The 19559-nt window shown below is 70.4% G+C and carries 12 protein-coding genes and 1 pseudogene; 11 read left to right on the forward strand and 2 right to left on the reverse strand.

Translation table 11 applies throughout. The features are described 5' to 3' along the window. The first annotated feature begins 15 nt into the window (after positions 1–15). The 9 genes from RFN52_RS39030 (at position 16) to RFN52_RS39070 (ending at position 14102) form a co-directional block, all read left to right on the forward strand. Positions 16–1104: a quaternary amine ABC transporter ATP-binding protein gene (locus tag RFN52_RS39030; protein WP_184853621.1), complete on the forward strand. Its 1089-nt coding sequence runs from the start codon at positions 16–18 to the stop codon at positions 1102–1104. Next, on the forward strand, positions 1104–3113 hold the full coding sequence (locus RFN52_RS39035) for an ABC transporter permease (protein ID WP_184853622.1): 2010 nt from the start codon (positions 1104–1106) through the stop codon (positions 3111–3113). Before RFN52_RS39030 ends, RFN52_RS39035 begins: the two co-directional genes overlap by 1 nt. A 13-nt stretch (positions 3114–3126) precedes the next feature. Continuing rightward, positions 3127–4089, forward strand: a complete 963-nt coding sequence (locus RFN52_RS39040; protein ID WP_184853623.1) for an ABC transporter substrate-binding protein — start codon at positions 3127–3129, stop codon at positions 4087–4089. Positions 4090–4316: 227 nt separating this feature from the next. Next, complete coding sequence (locus tag RFN52_RS39045) at positions 4317–6755, forward strand: GcvT family protein (protein WP_184853624.1); 2439 nt, start codon at positions 4317–4319, stop codon at positions 6753–6755. A 117-nt stretch (positions 6756–6872) separates the two neighbouring features. Beyond that, the gene (locus RFN52_RS39050; RefSeq protein ID WP_184853625.1) at positions 6873–7733 is read left to right on the forward strand and encodes a bifunctional methylenetetrahydrofolate dehydrogenase/methenyltetrahydrofolate cyclohydrolase; all 861 of its coding nucleotides are present in this window, start codon (positions 6873–6875) and stop codon (positions 7731–7733) included. Beyond that, the gene (gene glyA / locus RFN52_RS39055; RefSeq protein WP_184853626.1) at positions 7730–9013 is read left to right on the forward strand and encodes a serine hydroxymethyltransferase; all 1284 of its coding nucleotides are present in this window, start codon (positions 7730–7732) and stop codon (positions 9011–9013) included. Before RFN52_RS39050 ends, glyA begins: the two co-directional genes overlap by 4 nt. Then, entirely contained in the window at positions 9010–10242 is a 1233-nt protein-coding gene (locus RFN52_RS39060; RefSeq protein ID WP_184853627.1) for a sarcosine oxidase subunit beta family protein, read from the forward strand. Before glyA ends, RFN52_RS39060 begins: the two co-directional genes overlap by 4 nt. Positions 10243–10270: 28 nt before the next feature. Next, a complete protein-coding gene (locus RFN52_RS39065) occupies positions 10271–13504 on the forward strand; it encodes a sarcosine oxidase subunit alpha family protein (protein WP_184853628.1) in 3234 nt (1077 codons plus the stop codon). After that, the gene (locus RFN52_RS39070; protein WP_184853629.1) at positions 13497–14102 is read left to right on the forward strand and encodes a sarcosine oxidase subunit gamma; all 606 of its coding nucleotides are present in this window, start codon (positions 13497–13499) and stop codon (positions 14100–14102) included. The genes RFN52_RS39065 and RFN52_RS39070 overlap by 8 nt, the downstream gene beginning before the upstream one ends. 102 nt (positions 14103–14204) lie before the next feature. Here the strand turns inward: RFN52_RS39070 and RFN52_RS39075 are convergent, their stop codons facing one another. Together RFN52_RS39075 and purU are read right to left on the reverse strand one after the other, a co-directional pair. Further along, on the reverse strand, positions 14205–14996 hold the full coding sequence (locus RFN52_RS39075) for an IclR family transcriptional regulator (protein WP_184853630.1): 792 nt from the start codon (positions 14994–14996) through the stop codon (positions 14205–14207). A 55-nt stretch (positions 14997–15051) separates the two neighbouring features. Next, the gene (gene purU, locus RFN52_RS39080; RefSeq protein ID WP_184853631.1) at positions 15052–15924 is read right to left on the reverse strand and encodes a formyltetrahydrofolate deformylase; all 873 of its coding nucleotides are present in this window, start codon (positions 15922–15924) and stop codon (positions 15052–15054) included. Positions 15925–16117: 193 nt separating this feature from the next. Between purU and RFN52_RS39085 the strand changes: the two genes are divergently transcribed. Continuing rightward, positions 16118–17260: an aromatic ring-hydroxylating oxygenase subunit alpha gene (locus tag RFN52_RS39085; protein WP_184853632.1), complete on the forward strand. Its 1143-nt coding sequence runs from the start codon at positions 16118–16120 to the stop codon at positions 17258–17260. A 3-nt stretch (positions 17261–17263) separates the two neighbouring features. Next, a pseudogene (locus RFN52_RS39090) lies at positions 17264–19557 on the forward strand (FdhF/YdeP family oxidoreductase). The last annotated feature ends 2 nt before the right edge of the window (positions 19558–19559 follow it).

Genomic DNA, 19559 nt, shown 5'->3' on the forward strand with positions numbered 1-19559 from the left:
CGAAAGAGGTCGAACATGACCCCAGCAACGACCGAGGCGTCGCGGCGGCGCGACACCCCCCAGGACTCGGCACCCACCCCGGTCATCTCCGTACGCGAACTGTGGAAGGTGTTCGGCCCCAAGGCGGCCCAGGTGCCCGGCTCCGAGGAACTGCGCGGACTCACCCGCCGCGAACTGATGGACCGCACCGGATGCACGGCCGCCGTGCGCGACGTGCACTTCGACGTCGCGCCCGGCGAGGTGTTCGTCGTGATGGGCCTGTCCGGCTCCGGCAAGTCCACCCTGGTGCGCTGTCTGACCCGGCTCATCGAACCCACCGCCGGCGAGATCCTCTTCGAGGGCGAGGACATCCGCGACGCGGACGCGAGCCGCCTGCGCGAGCTGCGCCGCAGCAAGTTCTCCATGGTCTTCCAGCACTTCGGGCTGCTGCCGCACCGCCGGGTCGTCGACAACGTGGCCTTCGGCCTGGAGATCCGCGGCATGAGCAGGGCCGAGCGCACCAAGCGCGCGCTGGAGGTCGTCGAACTCGTCGGCCTCTCGGGCTACGAGAGCTCCTACCCCGACCAGCTCTCCGGCGGCATGCAGCAGCGCGTGGGTCTCGCCCGCGCCCTGGCCGGCGACCCCGACGTGCTCCTCTTCGACGAGCCGTTCTCGGCGCTCGACCCGCTGATCCGCCGGGACATGCAGAACGAGGTCGTCCGTCTGCACCACGAGGTCGGCAAGACGATGGTGTTCATCACCCACGACCTGTCCGAGGCGCTGCGGCTGGGCGACCGCATCCTCATCATGCGCGACGGCAGGATGGTCCAGTGCGGCACCGGCGACGAACTGGTCGGCGCCCCCGCGGACGACTACGTACGCGACTTCGTCAGGGACGTGCCCCGCGGAGACGTCCTGACCCTGCGGTGGATCATGCGCCCGGCTGAGCCCGACGACCCTCTGGACGGTCCCGAGCTGGGCCCGGACGTCGTGGTGAAGGAGGCCACGCGGGCGGTGCTCGCGGCCGACAAGCCGGTCAAGGTCGTCGAGAACGGCGAACTGCTCGGCATCGTCGGCGACGACGAGATCCTCGCGGTGGTCGCCGGACAGGAAGGCGACGCCTGATGACCGTCGCCGTGCAGAAGACGCCCACACCGCAGAGAACCGGGAACGAGGAGCCACCCACTCCCGCCCGGCGCGCGCCCACGGTCAGCCGCTCGATGATCGTCGCCGCGATCCTGGTCGTCTGGCTCGTCCTCTTCGCCGTGCTGCGCGGCAAGCAGACCCTGTCCCTCGCCGCGGCCGATCTGACCGACCTGCACCGGTGGTTCAACGACGTCAACGACTCCATCGGCGCGAACCGCAACTCCAACCCGCTCTTCCTCTACTTCTTCAACGAGATCCGCCTGGTCATCGACACCCTGGTGACCTTCGTCCAGGAGCTGATCTCGCAGCCGACCGCGGGCCGCCCGGTCCCGCAGATCGGCTGGCTCGGTGTCGTGGGCATCGTCGGCTACGTCTCCTGGGCCGTGGGCAACTGGCGGGTCGCGCTGCTGGCCGTCGCCGGCTTCACCTTCCTCGGCCTCCAGGGGCTCTGGCAGGAGAGCATGGACACGCTGGCGCTGACCCTCTCCGCGGTCTTCGTGGCGCTGCTGTTCGCCCTTCCCCTGGGGGTGTGGGCCGGGCTGTCCGACCGGTTCAACCGGGTCGTGACGCCGTTCCTGGACTTCATGCAGACGATGCCGACCTTCGTCTACCTGGCGCCCCTGACCCTGTTCTTCCTGATCGGCCCGGCCTCCGCCACCATCGCGACGGCCATCTACGCGGCGCCACCCGCGATCCGCATCACCGCCCACGCCATCCGCTCGGTTCCCGAGACCACCGTCGAGGCGGCGGACTCGATGGGCGCGACGCGGCGCCAGGCGCTGTTGAAGGTCCTGCTGCCGATGTCCAAACGGACCGTGGTGATGGGCGTCAACCAGACCATCATGGCCGCCCTGGCCATGGTGACCATCGCGGCCCTGATCAACGCGCCCGGCCTCGGGGCGACGGTCGTCCAGGCCCTGCAGTCGCTGGACGTCGGCACGGCGTTCAACGCCGGACTGGCCATCGTCGTCATGGCCATCGTGCTCGACCGGGTCACCACCGCCGCGAGCGTACGGGCCGACACGGCCCGGGGCTCGGACAGTCCCCTCCTCAAGTGGCGGCGGCAGCTGGTGGTGGCCGGGGGAGTGGCGGCCGCGGTCCTGGTGTACCTGTCGCACACCTATCTGTGGGCGGCCGAGTTCCCCGGCGAGGGCGGCACCGGCAGCACCATCGCCAAGGCGGCGACCGACGTGACCACCTGGGCACAGGACAACCTGTCGGGCCTGACGAACGCCTTCCGCGACGTCCTCACCAACGGCCTGCTGAACCCCTTCCAGACCCTGCTGACCGACTCCCCGTGGTGGCTCGTCGGCGCCGCCCTCGTCGCGCTCGGCACGGTGCTCGGCGGATGGCGTGCCGGGGCCACCTCCGCCGTGTGCGTGGGTCTGCTCATCGGCACCGGAGTGTGGTCGGACGCCATGACGACCCTGGCGTCCACCGCGGTGGCCACCGTGCTCGTGATGCTGCTCGGCGTCGTCCTCGGGGTGTGGATGGGACGCAGCGCGCTCGTCGACCGGCTGCTCAGGCCGTCACTGGACGCGGCCCAGGTCATGCCGCCGTTCGTCTATCTCGTGCCGTTCCTCGCGCTGTTCGGCGCGACACGGTTCACGGCGATCGTCGCCGCCATCGTCTACGCGGCACCCGTCGCCATCAAGATCATCGCCGATGGGGTGCGGGCCGTGCCCGGGACCACCGTCGAAGCGGCGATGTCCACCGGATGCAACACCTGGCAGATCATCACCAAGGTCCAGCTGCCGATGTCACGCGGCGCCCTGACCCTCGCCACCAACCAGGGCCTCATCTACGTGCTGTCGATGGTCGTCGTGGGCGGTCTGGTGGGAGCGGGCGCCCTCGGCTACGACGTCGTGGCCGGGTTCTCGCAGGGCCAGTTGTACGGCAAGGGACTGGCGGCCGGACTGGCCATCGTCCTGCTCGGAGTCATGTTCGACCGGATCACTCAGGCAGCGGCTCGCCGCGCCGGAGCATAAGGAGCACCTCACCATGGCACGACACTGGAGAGCCGGCGCGGCCGGCCTGGCCGTCCTCGGCCTCACCCTCACGGCCTGCGGGGGCGCGAAGGTCGGTGACGACAGCGCGGCCGGCTCGGGCAGCTCGGGCAAGTGCGGCACCTTCAACCTCGCGATCAACCCGTGGGTGGGCTACGAGGCGAACGCGGCGGTCCTCGCGTACGTCGCCGAACACGACCTCGGCTGCAAGGTCGAGCAGAAGGACCTCAAGGAGGAGATCGCCTGGCAGGGCTTCGGCACGGGCGAGGTCGACGCCGTCGTGGAGAACTGGGGCCACGACGACCTGAAGAAGAAGTACATCACCGATCAGAAGACGGCCGTCGAGGCCGGCCTGACCGGCAACAAGGGCCTCATCGGCTGGTACGTGCCGCCGTGGCTGGCGAAGGCGCACCCGGACATCACCGACTGGAAGAACCTCAACAAGTACGCGTCGAAGTTCAAGACCTCGGAGTCGGGCGGCAAGGGCCAGCTCCTCGACGGCGACCCCTCGTACGTCACCAACGACGAGGCGCTGGTCAAGAACCTCAAGCTGGACTTCAAGGTGGTGTACGCGGGCAGTGAGACCGCGCTCATCCAGGCCTACCGCAACGCCGAGAAGAACAAGCAGTGGGTGATCGGCTACTTCTACGAGCCGCAGTGGTTCCTGTCCGAGGTGCCGCTGAAGAAGGTCAGCCTGCCCGAGTACAAGGAGGGCTGCGACGCCGACGCGGAGAAGGTCGCCTGTGACTACCCCGTGTACGAGCTCGACAAGATCGTCAGTGCGAAGTTCGCCAAGTCGGGCAGCCCTGCCTATGACCTGGTGAAGAACTTCACCTGGACGAACGAGGACCAGAACACCGTGGCCAAGTACATCGCGGTGGACAAGATGGCGCCCGAGGCCGCGGCGAAGAAGTGGGTCGAGGCCAACCGCGACAAGGTCGACGCCTGGATCAAGTAGCGCGCGGGAACGCCCGTGTGAGTCCGGCCGGAGAGGCCCGGCAGGCTGTGTCGTCAGCCTGCCGGGCCTCGTCGTTTTGAGCTGTTTCCTCCTCGCCGTGTCCGGGTGTTTTTCCGGCGTCGCGGACCCCTTGACACGCCGATGCACGGCGGGCACATTGAGTTGCGCAACCTGAACCCTGTTGCGTAGACAGCAACTGGATCGCTTTCAACGTCGGAGGTGCGGCGATGGCGGGACCCCGGGTGGTCATCATCGGAGCGGGCGTCGTGGGGGCGGCGCTCGCCGACGAGATCTCCGCGCGCGGCTGGACCGAAGTGACCGTGGTCGACCAGGGCCCACTGCCCGCCACCGGGGGCTCGTCGTCGCACGCCCCGGGCCTGGTCTTCCAGACCAACCCCTCCAAGACCATGACCGAGATGGCCCGTTACACCGTCGAGAAGTTCTGCTCCCTCGACGTCGACGGGCAGCCCTGCTTCCTCCAGGTCGGCGGCCTGGAGGTGGCCACCAGCCCGGAGCGCGTCACCGAACTCCAACGGCGCCACGGCTGGCTCGCCTCCTGGGGCATCGAGTCCCGCCTGCTGAACACCGAGGAGTGCGTCGCACAGCACCCGCTCGTCGACCCGGACAAGGTCCTCGCCGGCCTGCACGTGCCGACGGACGGCCTCGCCAAGGCGGTCCTCGCCGTCGAGGCCCAGATCCGCCGGGCCACCGAGCGCGGCGTCCGCTTCCTCGCCCGCCATGAAGTCCTCGACGTCCGGCAGGCCGAGGGCGAGGTGACCGGCGTCCTGACCGACCAGGGTGAGATCCCCGCCGACATCGTCGTGTGCTGCGCCGGCATCTGGGGCCCGAAGATCGCCCGCATGGCCGGCATGAACCTCCCGCTCACCCCACTCGCCCACCAGCTCGCCTGGACGGGCCCGGTGCCCGCCCTGGCCGGACAGACGCAGGAGGCGGTGCGTCCGATCCTGCGCCACCAGGACGCCGACCTCTACTACCGCGACCGCTTCGACGGCCTGGGCATCGGCTACTACGGCCACCGCCCGATGCCGATCTCCGCCGACGACATCCTTTCCGTGGACCAGTCCGACGAGATGCCCTCCGTCCTGAAGTTCACCGAGGAGGACTTCGAGGAGGCCTGGGCCGAGACACAGTCACTGCTCCCCGCGACGAAGGACGCCAAGGTCGAGGAAGGCATCAACGGCCTGTTCTCCTTCACCACCGACGGCCTGCCGCTGCTCGGCGAATCCCCGGACGTCAAGGGCTTCTGGGTCGCCGAGGCCGTCTGGGTCACGCACTCCGCAGGTGTCGGGCGGGCCATGGCCGAGTGGCTGGTCGACGGCTACTGCTCCTCGTTCGACCTGCACGAGTGCGACGTCAACCGCTTCGAGCCGCACCAGCTCTCGCCGGAGTACGTACTGGCCCGCGACTGCCAGAACTTCGTCGAGGTCTACGACATCCTCCACCCCCTCCAGCCGTCGGGCGACCCGCGCCCGATCCGCACCAGCCCGTTCCACACCCGCCAGCAGGAGCTGGGCGCCTTCTTCCTGGAGGCGAGCGGCTGGGAGCGGCCCCAGTGGTACGAGGCCAACGCAGGCCTGGTCGACGGCCGTTCCATCGTCACCCCCAACGACTGGGCCGCACGGTACTGGTCGCCCATCGTCGCCGCCGAGGCCCAGACCACCCGCGAGACCGTCGCGATGTACGACATGACGGCCCTCAAGCGGCTGGAGGTCAGCGGGCGCGGCGCCGGCGAGTTCCTGGAGCTGCTGTGCACCGGCAAGGTCGCCAAGTCCGTCGGCTCGGTGACGTACACGCTGCTCCTCGACCACGACGGCGGCATCCGCAGCGACGTCACCGTCGCCCGGCTGGCCCCCGACCTCTTCCAGGTCGGCGCCAACGGCAACCTGGACCTCGACTGGTTCACCCGGCACCTCCCCGCCGACGGCACGGTCCAGGTCCGCGACATCACCCCCGGCACCTGCTGCATCGGCCTGTGGGGGCCGCGCGCCCGCGACGTTCTCCAGCCGCTCACCGACGCCGACTTCTCCGCGACCGGCCTGAAGTACTTCCGCGCCAAGCGCGCCCACATCGGCTCCGTGCCCGTCACCGCGATGCGCCTGTCGTACGTCGGCGAGCTCGGCTGGGAGCTGTACACCACCGCCGACCTGGGCCAGAAGCTGTGGGACACGCTGTGGCGCGCCGCCGAGCCGCTGGGCGGGATCGCGGCCGGGCGGGGCGCCTTCAACAGTCTCCGGCTGGAGAAGGGCTACCGGTCCTTCGGCACGGACATGACGTACGAACACGACCCGTACGAGGCCGGTGTCGGCTTCGCCGTGAAGCTCGACAAGGAGGACTTCGTCGGGAAGGCGGCGCTGGAGCGGCGCAAGGCCGATGTCCGGCGCAAGCTGACCTGTCTCACGATCGACGACCCCGAGGCCGTCGTCATGGGCAAGGAGCCGGTGTACGACGGGGACTGCGCGGTGGGGTACGTCACCAGTGCCGCGTATGGCTACACCATCGGCAAGGGCATCGCCTATGCGTGGCTGCCGGTGGAGCTGGCCGACCCGGGGACCGTCGTGCACATCGGGTACTTCGACCAGTCCGTCGAGGCGGTCGTCGCCGAGGAGCCGTTGTTCGACCCGACGATGTCCCGGCTTCGTGGCTGAGTTCTCGTCTGCGGCTGCGTCGTGGCTTGTCGCGCCCCGCGGCAGAGCCGCTGATCGACACAGCCCCGCGCCCCTCACGCCCGTTCCACCACAGCTTCGTTGGAAGGAACACCCCAGGTGACCGCACAGATCCTCGACGGCAAGGCCACTGCCTCCGCCATCCGCAGTGAACTCGCAGAGCGCGTGGCCAAGTTGGTCGCGACCACGGGCCGGGCGCCTGGCCTCGGTACCGTCCTGGTCGGTGACGACCCCGGCAGTCGTGCCTACGTCGGTGGCAAGCACCGGGACTGCGCCCAGGTGGGCATCGCCTCCCTCAGGCGGGAGCTGCCCGCCGACGCCTCTCAGCAGCAGGTCGAGGAGACGATCGACGAGCTCAACGCCGACCCCGCCTGCACCGGCTACATCGTTCAGCTCCCGCTGCCCCGCCAACTCGATGCCAACGCCGTACTGGAGCGCATGGACCCGGCCAAGGACGCCGACGGACTGCACCCCGTCAACCTCGGCCGCCTCGTCCTCGGCGTCGAGGCGCCGCTGCCCTGCACCCCGCGCGGCATCGTCGAACTGCTCCGTCGGTACGACGTGCCGCTCGCCGGAGCCCGCGTGTGTGTGATCGGGCGGGGCATCACCGTCGGACGTCCGATCGGGCTCCTGCTCACCCGCCGCTCCGAGAACGCCACCGTCACCCTCTGCCACACCGGAACGAAGGGCCTGGCCTGGCACGTACGCGAGGCGGACATCGTCGTCGCGGCCGCCGGCTCGCCCGGACTGATCACCAAGGACATGCTGCGCCCCGGCGCGGTCGTCCTGGACGTCGGCATCACCCGCACCGACCAGGGCCTGGTCGGAGACATCCACCCGGACGCCGCCCAGGTCGCCGGATGGCTCGCGCCGATGCCCGGGGGCGTGGGCCCCATGACCCGTGCCATGTTGCTCGCCAATGTCGTCGAGGCCGCCGAGAGGAACGCGAACGCCGTATGAACGCGCTGAACACCCCCCTGGCGGAGCTGGACCCCGAGGTCCACGCCGCGCTCCGCGCCGAGCTGCACCGCCAGCAGTCGACTCTGGAGATGATCGCCTCCGAGAACTTCGCGCCCTCCGCCGTGATGGAGGCCCAGGGTTCGGTCGCGACCAACAAGTACGCCGAGGGCTACCCGGGCCGCCGCTACTACGGCGGCTGCGAACACGTCGACGTCACCGAGCGGCTGGCCATCGAGCGCATCAAGTCCCTGTTCGGGGCCGGCTTCGCCAACGTCCAGCCGCACTCGGGCGCCCAGGCGAACACCGCCGTCTTCTTCGCCCTCCTCCAGCCCGGCGACACCGTCCTCGGCCTCGACCTCGCGCACGGCGGACACCTCACGCACGGCATGCGCATCAACTACAGCGGCAAGATGCTCAACGTCGTGCCGTACCACGTGTCCGAGGCGGACAACCTCGTCGACATGGACGAGGTCGAGCAGCTCGCCAAGGAACACCGCCCCAAGATGATCATCGCGGGCTGGTCGGCGTACCCCCGGCAGCTGGACTTCGCGGCCTTCCGCAGGATCGCCGACGAGGTGGGCGCCCTGCTGATGGTCGACATGGCGCACTTCGCCGGGCTGGTGGCGGCCGGACTGCACCCGAGCCCCGTACCGCACGCCCATGTCACGACCACGACGACGCACAAGACTCTCGGCGGTCCGCGCGGCGGCGTCATCCTCACCAACGAGGCCGACCTCGCCAAGAAGATCAACTCGGCGGTCTTCCCCGGCATGCAGGGCGGCCCTCTGGAACACGTCATCGCCGCGAAGGCGGTGTCGTTCAAGGTCGCCGCGACACCGGAGTTCGCCGAACGCCAGGCCCGCACGCTCGCCGGGGCCCGCATCCTCGCCGGACGCCTCACCCGGGCGGACGCGGCAGCCGCCGGAGTCAAGGTGCTGACCGGCGGCACGGACGTCCACCTCGTCCTGGTCGACCTGCGCGACTCCGAGCTGGACGGCCGCCAGGCCGAGGACCTCCTCCACGACATCGGCATCACCGTCAACCGCAACGCGGTGCCCTTCGACCCGCGCCCGCCCATGGTCACCTCGGGCCTGCGCATCGGCACCCCCGCCCTGGCCACCCGGGGCTTCACCGAGGAGGACTTCGCCGAGGTCGCGGACGTCATCGCCCTCGCCCTCCAGCCGGAACCGGACGTGACCGCCCTGCGCGCCCGCACCGAGGCCCTCGCGGCCAGGCACCCGCTCTACCCGCACCTGTCCGAGGACGGAGACGCCCGATGAGCCCCCGCACCCCCGGCGCCGAGCTCCCCGAACACCCCGACTGGCTGTGGCGCAACCCCGAGCCCAAGCGCTCCTACGACGTCATCGTCGTCGGCGGCGGCGGACACGGCCTGGCCACCGCCCACTACCTGGCGAAGAACCACGGCATCACCAACGTCGCCGTGCTGGAGAAGGGCTGGCTGGCGGGCGGCAACATGGCCCGCAACACCACGATCATCCGCTCCAACTACCTCTGGGACGAGAGCGCCGGCATCTACGAGCACGCGCTCAAGCTGTGGGAGGGGCTGACGGACGAGCTCGACTACCCGATCCTGTTCTCCCAGCGCGGCGTACTGAACCTCGCCCACAGCCTCCAGGACGTCCGCGACAGCGTACGCCGCGTGGAGGCCAACCGCCTCAACGGCGTGGACGCCGAGTGGCTCGACGCGGACGGCGTCAAGGACGTCTGCCCGATCGTCAACATCTCCCAGGACGTGCGCTACCCCGTCCTGGGCGCCACCTACCAGCCGCGCGCGGGCATCGCCAAGCACGACCACGTCGCATGGGGCCTGGCCCGCTCCGCCGACGCCGCCGGCATCGACATCATCCAGAACTGCGAGGTCACCGGCCTCGACGTGACCGGCAACCGGGTGGTCGGAGTCCAGACCACCCGGGGCCCGATCGCCGCGGGCAAGGTCGCCCTCTGCTCGGCGGGCCACACCTCGGTCCTGGCGGCCATGGCGGGCATCGAACTCCCCGTGCAGAGCCACCCCTTGCAGGCGCTCGTGTCGGAGCTGCTGGAGCCGGTCCACCCGACGGTCGTCATGTCCAACGCCGTCCACGTGTACGTCAGCCAGGCCCACAAGGGCGAGCTGGTGATGGGCGCGGGCATCGACGCGTACAACTCCTACACCCAGCGCGGCGCCTTCCACATCATCGAAGAGCAGATGGCGGCGGCCCTGGAACTCTTCCCGGTCTTCGCCCGCGCCCATGTCCTGCGCACCTGGGGCGGCATCGTCGACGTCAGCCCCGACGCCTCGCCGATCATCGGCCTCAGCCCGGTGGACAACCTCTACCTCAACTGCGGCTGGGGAACCGGCGGTTTCAAGGCCACCCCCGGGGTCGGATGGGTCTACGCCCACACCATCGCCCACGACACACCGCACCCGCTGAACGCCCCCTTCTCGCTCGACCGTTTCACCACCGGCGCGCTCGTCGACGAGCACGGCGCGGCCGCGGTGGCCCACTAGGACCACTGGAAGCTTTGGGAGCCGATCCATGCTGCTGATCCCCTGCCCGTGGTGCGGACCTCGCGACGAGGCCGAGTTCCACTACGGCGGCCAGGCCCATGTGCCGTACCCGGAGGCCCCGGCGTCCCTCACCGACGAGGAGTGGGCCCGCTACCTCTTCTTCCGCGACAACCCGAGGGGCCCCTTCGCCGAGCGCTGGAGCCACGCCGCGGGCTGCCGCCGCTGGTTCAACGCCGTCCGGGACACATCGACGAACGAGATCCTGACGGTGTACCGGGCGGGGGAGGAGCGCCCGGCCGTTCTCGAGGCACGTGCGGCGCAGGCAGCCTGTCCGGCGCTTGAGGACGAGGTCGTTCAGGCCGATACGGGGGTCCGGGGGCAGAGCCCCCAGCGGGGCCCGGGGGCAGAGCCCCTGGCTTCGGGAAGGGGCGGGGCGGGGGAGGACAACCAGCCCTTCCGCCACCCCACCCGAGGCCGCATCCACCGCGACGAGCCCCTCACCTTCACCTTCGACGGCATGGAGTACCAGGGCTACAGAGGCGACACCCTCGCCTCGGCCCTCCTCGCCAACGGCCTCATCCAGACCGGCACCAGCATCAAACGGGGCCGCCCCCGCGGCATCTTCGCGGCCGGTGTCGAGGAACCCAACGCGGTCGTCCAGATCGAGGAACCGTTCCCCGAGCCCATGCTCCCGGCCACCGCCGTCGAGCTCTACGACGGCCTCGTCGCCACCAGCCTCCCCGGACAGGGCCGCCTGGCCACCGAACCGGACCCGGCCCGCTACGACGCCGTGCACACCCACTGCGACCTCCTGGTCGTCGGCGCCGGCCCGGCCGGCCTCGCCGCGGCCGCGGCCGCCGCCCGATCGGGCGCCCGCGTCATCCTCGCCGACGACCAGCCGGACCCCGGCGGCAGCCTCCTCGGCACCGGCGAACTCCTCGACTGGGTGGCCGAGACGACCGCCCTGCTCGACGCCGCCCCGGACGTACGTGTCCTGCGCCGCACCACGGTCTTCGGCTACTACGACGACAACCACCTGCTCGCCGTCGAGCGTCGCACCAACCACCTCGGCTCCGCGGCTCCCGAGAACGTCTCCCGGGAACGCGTTCACCGCATCCGGGCCCGCCACGTCGTCCTCGCCACCGGCGCCCACGAACGCTCGCTGGCTTTCGCGGACAACGACCGGCCCGGCGTGATGCTGGCCGCCTCGGCCCGCGCCTACGTCAACCGCCACGGCGTCCTGCCCGGCCGCCACGCGGTCGTCTTCACCACCAACGACAGCGCCTACGCGGTGGCGATGGACCTCGCCGCGGCAGGCGTCGCCATCGAGGCCGTGGTCGACACCCGTCCCGAGCCGGGGCAGTGGGCCGAGCGCACCCGCCGGGCCGGCATCGAGGTGCTGACGGGCCACGCCGTCACGGCCACGGAAGGCGCCCCCCGTCTCACCGCCGTCACGGTCGCCCCGTACGGGGAGACGACGGGGCGACGGGAGTTCGCCGCCGACCTGCTTCTGGTCTCCGGCGGCTGGAACCCGGTCGCGCACCTGTTCAGCCAGGCCGGCGGCAGGCTCCGCCACGACGAGGAGCTCGGCACCTTCGTCCCCGACTCCTCACGTCAGGCCGTCGAGGTCGCGGGCGCCGCGAGCGGCGTCTTCGACCTCGCCCGGGTCCTCACGCAGGGGGCGGGCGCGGGAGCCCGCGCCATCGAGGCCGTGGGCTACACCTCGCAGGCGCCCCGCCTGCCGCAGGTGGCGGCACAGCCGCAGACGCCGTCCATGCCGGTGTTCACCGTCCCCGGCCGTGCAGGCGCCCCGCAATTCGTCGACCTCCAACGCGACGTCACCGTCGACGACCTCGCCCGGGCGACCGGTGCCGGAATGCGCTCGGTGGAGCACACCAAGCGCTACACCACGGCCGGCACGGCCAACGACCAGGGCAAGACCTCCGGTGTCCTGGCCAGTGGCGTCGTCGCCGAACTGCTCGGCGTGGACATCTCGGCGCTCGGCACGACCACGTTCCGGCCCCCGTACACCCCCGTCTCCTTCGCCGCACTGGCCGGCCGCCACCGCGGCGTGCTGAGCGACCCGGTCCGCACGACCGCCCTGCACGAGTGGCACGTCGGGCACGGCGCTCTCTTCGAGAACGTCGGCCAGTGGAAGCGGCCCTGGTACTACCCGCAGGACGGTGAGGACATGGAGACGGCCGTGCTGCGCGAATGCGCCGCCGCCCGCGAGGGCGTCGCCTTCATGGACGCCTCCACCCTCGGCAAGATCGACGTCCAGGGCCCGGACGCCGCCGCCTTCCTCGACCTGCTCTACACCAACATGATGAGCACCCTGAAGGTCGGCATGATCCGCTACGGCGTAATGTGCCGCCCGGACGGGATGGTCTTCGACGACGGCACCGTCATCCGCCTCGACCAGGACCGCTACCTGGTCACCACCACGACGGGCAACGCCGCCACCGTGCTGGACTGGATGGAGGAGTGGCTCCAGACCGAGTGGCCCGAGCTGAAGGTCCACTGCACCTCCGTGACCGAACAGTGGGCCACCGTCGCACTGGTCGGTCCGAAGTCCCGCGAGGTCCTCGGCTCGCTCGCACCGCAACTGGCTGTGGCCCAGGACGACTTCCCGTTCATGGCGTGGCGGGACACGACGGTCGCGGGCATCGAGGCCAGGGTGTGCCGGATCAGCTTCTCCGGCGAACTGGCCTACGAGATCAACGTGTCGCCCTGGGAGGCCCTCGCCCTCTGGGAGGCGCTGTACGCGGCGGGCGCCCCGTACGGCATCACGCCGTACGGCACGGAGACGATGCACGTCCTGCGCGCGGAGAAGGGCTATCCGATCGTCGGCCAGGACACCGACGGCACGGTGACACCGCAGGATCTCGGCATGAGCTGGGCAGTGTCGAAGAAGAAGCCCGACTTCATCGGCAAGCGGTCCTTCGCCCGCGCCGACACCGTCCGCCCCGACCGCAAACACCTGGTCGGTCTGCTCCCGGAGGACCCGGGCACGTTCCTCCCCGAGGGCACGCACCTGGTCGCCGACAGCGTGTTGCCCGCGCCCCCCGTTCCGATGCTCGGCCATGTCACCTCCAGCTACCGCAGCGCGGCCCTCGGCCGGACCTTCGCGCTCGCGCTGGTCAAGGGCGGACGCGAGCGCATCGGTGAGCGCCTCTACGCCCCCGTCGGTGACCGGCTGGTCCCGGTGACCGTCGCGAGCCCCGTCCTCTACGACCCCGAGGGAGCCCGCCGCGATGGCTGACACCGCCCTTACCGCCCCGCTCCGCAGCCCCCTGTCGCACGCCGCGGACCGGCTGGCCGCCGCGACCCGTACCTCCGGGGGTGCCGTCCGGCTGGCCGAACTCCCCTTCCTGACCCAGTTCAACGTCCGCCTCGATCCCAAGGGAGCGGCGGCGGACGCCGTGGGGCTGGCGCTGGGCCTGCAACTGCCCGTCGAGCCCGGCACCGTCGTCCGCGCCGGAGAGCTGACCGCGCTGTGGCTCGGCCCCGACGAATGGCTCGTGGTGGGCCCGCCGGGCGGCCGGCGCGGGCTGGAGAGCCGGATCCGTGAGGCCGCCGGTGACGAGCCCGTGTCCGTCGTCGACGTTTCCGCTCAGCGCACCACGCTCCTCGTCGCCGGCCCCCGCGCCCACGACCTGCTGGCCCACGGCTGCTCGCTCGACCTGCACCCGCGCGTCTTCGGCCCGGGCCGTTGCGCCCAGACGACCCTGGGCCGCACGCAGGTCGTCCTGGTGGCCCGTGACGACCCGAGGGCCGGGTTCTGGGTACTGGTCCGCTCCTCCTTCGCCGGCTATCTGACGGACTGGCTGCTGGACGCTGCCGTGGAGTGGACGGGCTGAAACCGGGCACCGCGAAAGCGGCGGTCGGAGAACCGGATACCGGTTCTCCGACCGCCGCTTTCCTGGTGCCGGCCCTGCCCTGGCCAGCGATCCGGCCGCGCCTCAGCCCGTGTAGCCGAGACGGCGGCTGAGCTCGTCCGCTCCCGCGACGAGAACCCGGGCCAGGTCGTGCATCCGCTCCTCGGTCAGCCGGAAGGCCGGCCCCGACGCGCTGAGGGCGGCGATGACCTCGCCCTCGTCGGAACGCACGGGCGCGGAGAGGGCGTTGAGGCCCTCCTCGTACTCCTCCATCGTGATGGCGTAGCCCTGCTCACGGGCCAGGGCGAGGTCCGCCTCCAGCTTCTTCCGGGAGGTCACCGTGCGCGGTGTCATACGGGGCAGGCCGGTGTCGGTGAGCAGCTCGTCGCGGTCCTTCTTGTCGAGGTGGGCGAGGAGGATCTTGCCGCTCGACGTGCAGTGCAGCGGCGTCTGCCGCCCCACCCAGTTCTGCGCGGCGATGGCCGAGGTGCTGCGCACCTGGTAGAGGTTGATCGCGTGGTGGGACTCGAGCACGGCGATGTTCATCGTCTCGCCCACGTCGTCGACGAGACGCTCGCAGATGCCCCGTCCGTGCCGGGTGACGGCGATACGGCCCGTCACCGCGCCGGCAAGGCGCACGACTCCGAAGCCGAGACGGTACTTTCCGCGCTCGCTCTCCTGCTCGACCATCCCGTGCGCTTCCAGCGCGCCGAGCAGACGGAAAGCGGTGGACTTGTGGACGTCGATCGCCGCGGCCACTTCGCTCACGCCCGCCTCGCCGTGCTGGGCGAGGATCTCCAGCACGGCGACAGCACGGTCAACGGACTGCACTCCGCCACTCGGAGCGCCTGCGGACTCGGCACCGTAGTTGCTCATGGCGAAACCCTAGGCGAAATGGTCAACGGGTGTGAGGGGGTGGAGGCCGTTTTCCTCAGCGGAAGACGACCGTACGGTTGTCGTTGACCATGATGCGGCTCTGGCTGTGCCATTCCACCGCCCGCGCCAGGACCTGCGCTTCGACGTCACGTCCCAGGGCGACCAGGCTGTCCGGTCCCTGTGAGTGGCTCACCCGGACGACGTCCTGCTCGATGATCGGCCCCTCGTCGAGGTCCGGGGTGACGTAGTGGGCCGTCGCCCCGACGAGCTTGACGCCGCGCTCGTGCGCCTGGACGTAGGGCCGGGCGCCCTTGAAGCTCGGCAGGAACGAGTGGTGGATGTTGATCGCCCGGCCTTCGAGCTGCTTGCACAGGTCGTTCGAGAGGATCTGCATGTAGCGGGCGAGGACGACCAGGTCGATGTCCAGCTCGTCGACGAGCTCCAGCAGCCGCGCCTCCGCGTCGGGCTTCGTCTCCCGGGTGACGGGCACGTGGTGGAACGGGATCCCGTAGCTCTCGGCGAGCGGCTCGAAGTCCCGGTGGTTGGAGACGATCGCCGGTACCTCGATGTTCAGCGCGCCCGTACGGCAGCGGAAGAGCAGGTCGTTCAGGCAGTGCCCGAACTTCGACACCATGATCAGCGTGCGCGTCGGGGTGGACGCCTCGTACAGCTGCCAGGAGATGCGGTACGCCTCCGCCACCGGGGCGAAGCCGGACTTCAGGTCCTCCAGCGTCATGGCCGGGTCCGTGACGTCGAAGTGCACCCGCATGAAGAAGCGGTCCTTGAGCCGGTCGTCGAACTGCTGGCTCTCCTGGATGTTCCCGGAGTGCCGGACGAGGAAGCCGGTGACGGCGTGGACGAGGCCCGAGCGGTCGGGGCACGACAGAGTGAGGACGAACTCACGGCCGGTGGTGGGTCCAAGAGACACTGAGCCCTCCCTGAGGGAAGTGCGTATTGCGCAACAGTGGGACTGATACGCAACATGGTCCCGGCTCCGGCGGCCCGGGGTCAAGGTCTTGACAGTGCTTCGGGCGGACTGCACTGTGAGTTGCGTAGCAAGAGGTCCGTTGCGTATGAGGCAACCACTCGCCCGACCGGGGCGCTTCACTCCGAGGTGAACCATGACTACGACCGGCCTGCCGGACAGCCTGATCGCGACCCTTCCCGGCGACCACTACACCGACCCGGAGATCTTCCGCCTGGAGCAGGAGCACATCTTCGAGTCCATGTGGTTCTGCGCGGCACGCTCGTCGGAGCTGTCGAAGCCGGGTGCGTTCCGGACGGTGGACGTCGGACGGGAGAGCGTCCTGCTGACCCGCTCGCGGGACGGCTCCGTCAAGGCCTTCTTCAACGTGTGCCGGCACCGGGGCGCGAAGCTCTGCACGCAGGAGTCCGGTGAGGTGAAGCGGGCCTTCCAGTGCCCGTACCACGCCTGGACGTACGACCTGAACGGCAAACTCGTCGCGGCCCCGAACCTGACCAAGATGCCCGACATCGGCCGTACCGAGTACGGCCTGGCGAGCGTGGCGGTACGCGAGTGGCTCGGCTATGTGTGGGTGTGCCTCGCCGAGAACCCGCCGCCGTTCGAGGAGTCCGTGATCGCCGACGTGGTCGCGCGCCTGGGCGACGTCGAGTCCATCGAACGGTACGACGTCGAGAGCCTGGAGGTCGGCCGGCGGATCGTCTACGACGTCCGGGCCAACTGGAAGCTGATCATCGAGAACTTCATGGAGTGCTACCACTGCGCGACCATCCACCCGGAGCTGACGGAGGTGCTTCCGGAGTTCGCCGACGGCTACGCGGCGCAGTTCTACGTGGGGCACGGCGCCGAGTTCGGCACGGACGTCCAGGGCTTCACCGTGGACGGCTCGGAGGGCCTGGACCGCATCCCGGGCGTCACCGAGGAACAGGACCGCCGCTACTACGCCATCACGGTGCGCCCTCAGGTGTTCATCAACCTCGTTCCCGACCACGTGATCTTCCACCGGATGTTCCCGGTCGCGGTCGACCGCACGATCGTCGAGTGCGACTGGCTGTACCTGAAGGGCGTGGTGGAGAGCGGCCGGGACGTCAGCCGGTCCGTGGAGCTGTTCGACCGGGTCAACCGGCAGGACTTCGACGCCTGCGAGCGCTGCCAGCCGGCCATGAGCTCCCGGCTGTACGCCAAGGGCGGCGTCCTGGTGCCCAGCGAGCACCACATCGGCGAGTTCCACGACTGGGTCCAGGACCGCCTCGGCACCCGCGCGAATCTCGCGGAGCGCTAGCCGATGGCCCGCAAAGCACCCGCCGAGGACCCCGATGACTCCCGCCTTCGGGTGGGCCCGCCCCAGGACCACGCCGCGGGCCTCCCCGCGGTCACGTCCTCCCTGCGCCACGCCCACGCGCAGATGGGCGCCCGCCGCAGTCTGCTCACCCTGCTGAGCGTCAACCAGAAGTCGGGCTTCGACTGCCCCGGATGCGCCTGGCCCGAGCCGGGGCACCGCCACCGCGCCGAGTTCTGCGAGAACGGCGCCAAGGCGGTGGCCGAAGAGGCCACCCTGCGCAGGGTCGGCCCCGGCTTCTTCGCCGAGCACACCCTTTCGCAGCTCGCCGGGCGTAGTGACTACTGGCTCGGCCAGCAGGGCCGCCTCACCCACCCCATGTACCGCCCCGCCGGCAGCGACCACTACCGGCCGGTCTCCTGGGACGAGGCGTTCGCCGTCGTCGCCCGGGAACTGCGCGCACTCGACTCACCGGACCAGGCGGCCTTCTACACCTCCGGCCGGGCGAGCAACGAGGCCGCCTTCGTCTACCAGCTCTTCGTCCGGCTCCTCGGCACCAACAACCTGCCCGACTGCTCCAACATGTGCCACGAGTCGAGCGGTTCGGCCCTGACCGAGACCATCGGCATCGGCAAGGGCAGCGTCCGGCTGGAGGACCTGTACGAGGCCGACCTGATCCTCGTCGTCGGACAGAACCCGGGCACCAACCACCCCCGGATGCTCTCGGCACTCGAAACCGCCAAGGACCGGGGAGCCCGGATCATCTCGGTCAACCCCCTCCCCGAAGCGGGCCTGCTGCGCTTCAAGAACCCCCAGCGGCCCTCCGGCGTCCTGGGGAGCGGCACCCAGCTCACTGACCTCTTCCTGCAGATCAGGCTCGGCGGCGACCAGGCCCTCTTCCAGGCCTTCAACCGCATGCTCCTGGAGGCGGAGGACGAAGCCCCCGGCACGGTCCTCGACCACGACTTCATCACCGCGCACACCCACGGCTTCGACGACTTCGCCGGCCAGGCCCGCAAGACGTCCTGGGACGACGTCCTGGAGGCCACCGGCCTGCCGGCGCAGCAGATCCGGGAGGCGTTCCAGGAGGTCCTGGCGGCCGAGAAAATCGTCGTCTGCTGGGCCATGGGCCTCACCCAGCACCGCCACTCGGTGCCGACCATCCGCGACGTCGTCAACTTCCTGCTCCTGCGCGGCAACATCGGACGCCCCGGCGCCGGACTCTGCCCCGTGCGCGGCCACTCCAACGTCCAGGGCGACCGGACGATGGGCATCCACGAGAAGCCGGACGCCGCCTTCCTCGACGCGCTCGGCGCGGAGTTCGGCTTCGAGCCGCCGCGCCCCCACGGCCACGACGCGGTGGAGACCATCCGGGCCATGCGGGACGGGCAGGTACGGGTCTCGTCGCCCTCGGCGGCAACTTCGTCTCCGCCGCGCCCGACACCGACCTGACCGAGCGCGCGCTGCGCACCTGCGAGCTCACGGTGCAGATCTCCACCAAGCTCAACCGGTCCCACGCGGTGGCCGGCCGCCAGGCCCTCATCCTGCCCTGCCTGGGCCGCACCGAAGCCGACCTCCGGCCCGCCGGAGAGCAACAGGTGACGGTGGAGGACTCCATGGGCATGGTGCACCTCTCGCGCGGCCGTCTGGCACCCGCCTCCGACGCGTTGCTGAGCGAGGTCGCGATCATCTGCCGGATGGCTCACGCGGCCCTCGCGAGCGACGGTCCACACGTGCCCTGGGCGGACTTCGAGGCGGACTACGACCGGATCCGGGACCGCATCGCCCGGGTGATCCCCGGCTTCGAGGACTTCAACGCCCGGGTGCGGGCGCCGGGCGGCTTCGCCCTGCCGCACCCGCCCCGCGACGAGCGCCGCTTCCCCACCCGTACCGGACTGGCCAACTTCACCGTCAACCGGCTGGACCTGCTGCGGGTTCCGCCGGGGCGGCTCCTCCTCCAGACCATCCGCTCGCACGACCAGTACAACACCACCATCTACGGCCTGGACGACCGCTACCGCGGCATCCACCAGGGCCGCAGAGTGCTCTTCATTCACCCGGACGACCTCGCCGCACAGGGCCTGGCCGACGGCGAACCGGTCGACATCGTCAGCGAGTTCTCCGACGGGGTCGAACGCCGGGCCCCCGCTTTCCGGACCGTCGCCTATCCCACCCCGCGTGGCTGCTGCGCCGCCTACTTCCCCGAGACCAACGTCCTCGTCCCGCTGGACTCCACCGCGGACATCAGCAACACGCCGACGTCCAAGTCGATCGTGGTCCGGCTGGAACCGGCACGCTGACC

The sequence above is a fragment of the Streptomyces collinus genome (assembly GCF_031348265.1).
Lineage (GTDB): Bacteria > Actinomycetota > Actinomycetes > Streptomycetales > Streptomycetaceae > Streptomyces > Streptomyces collinus.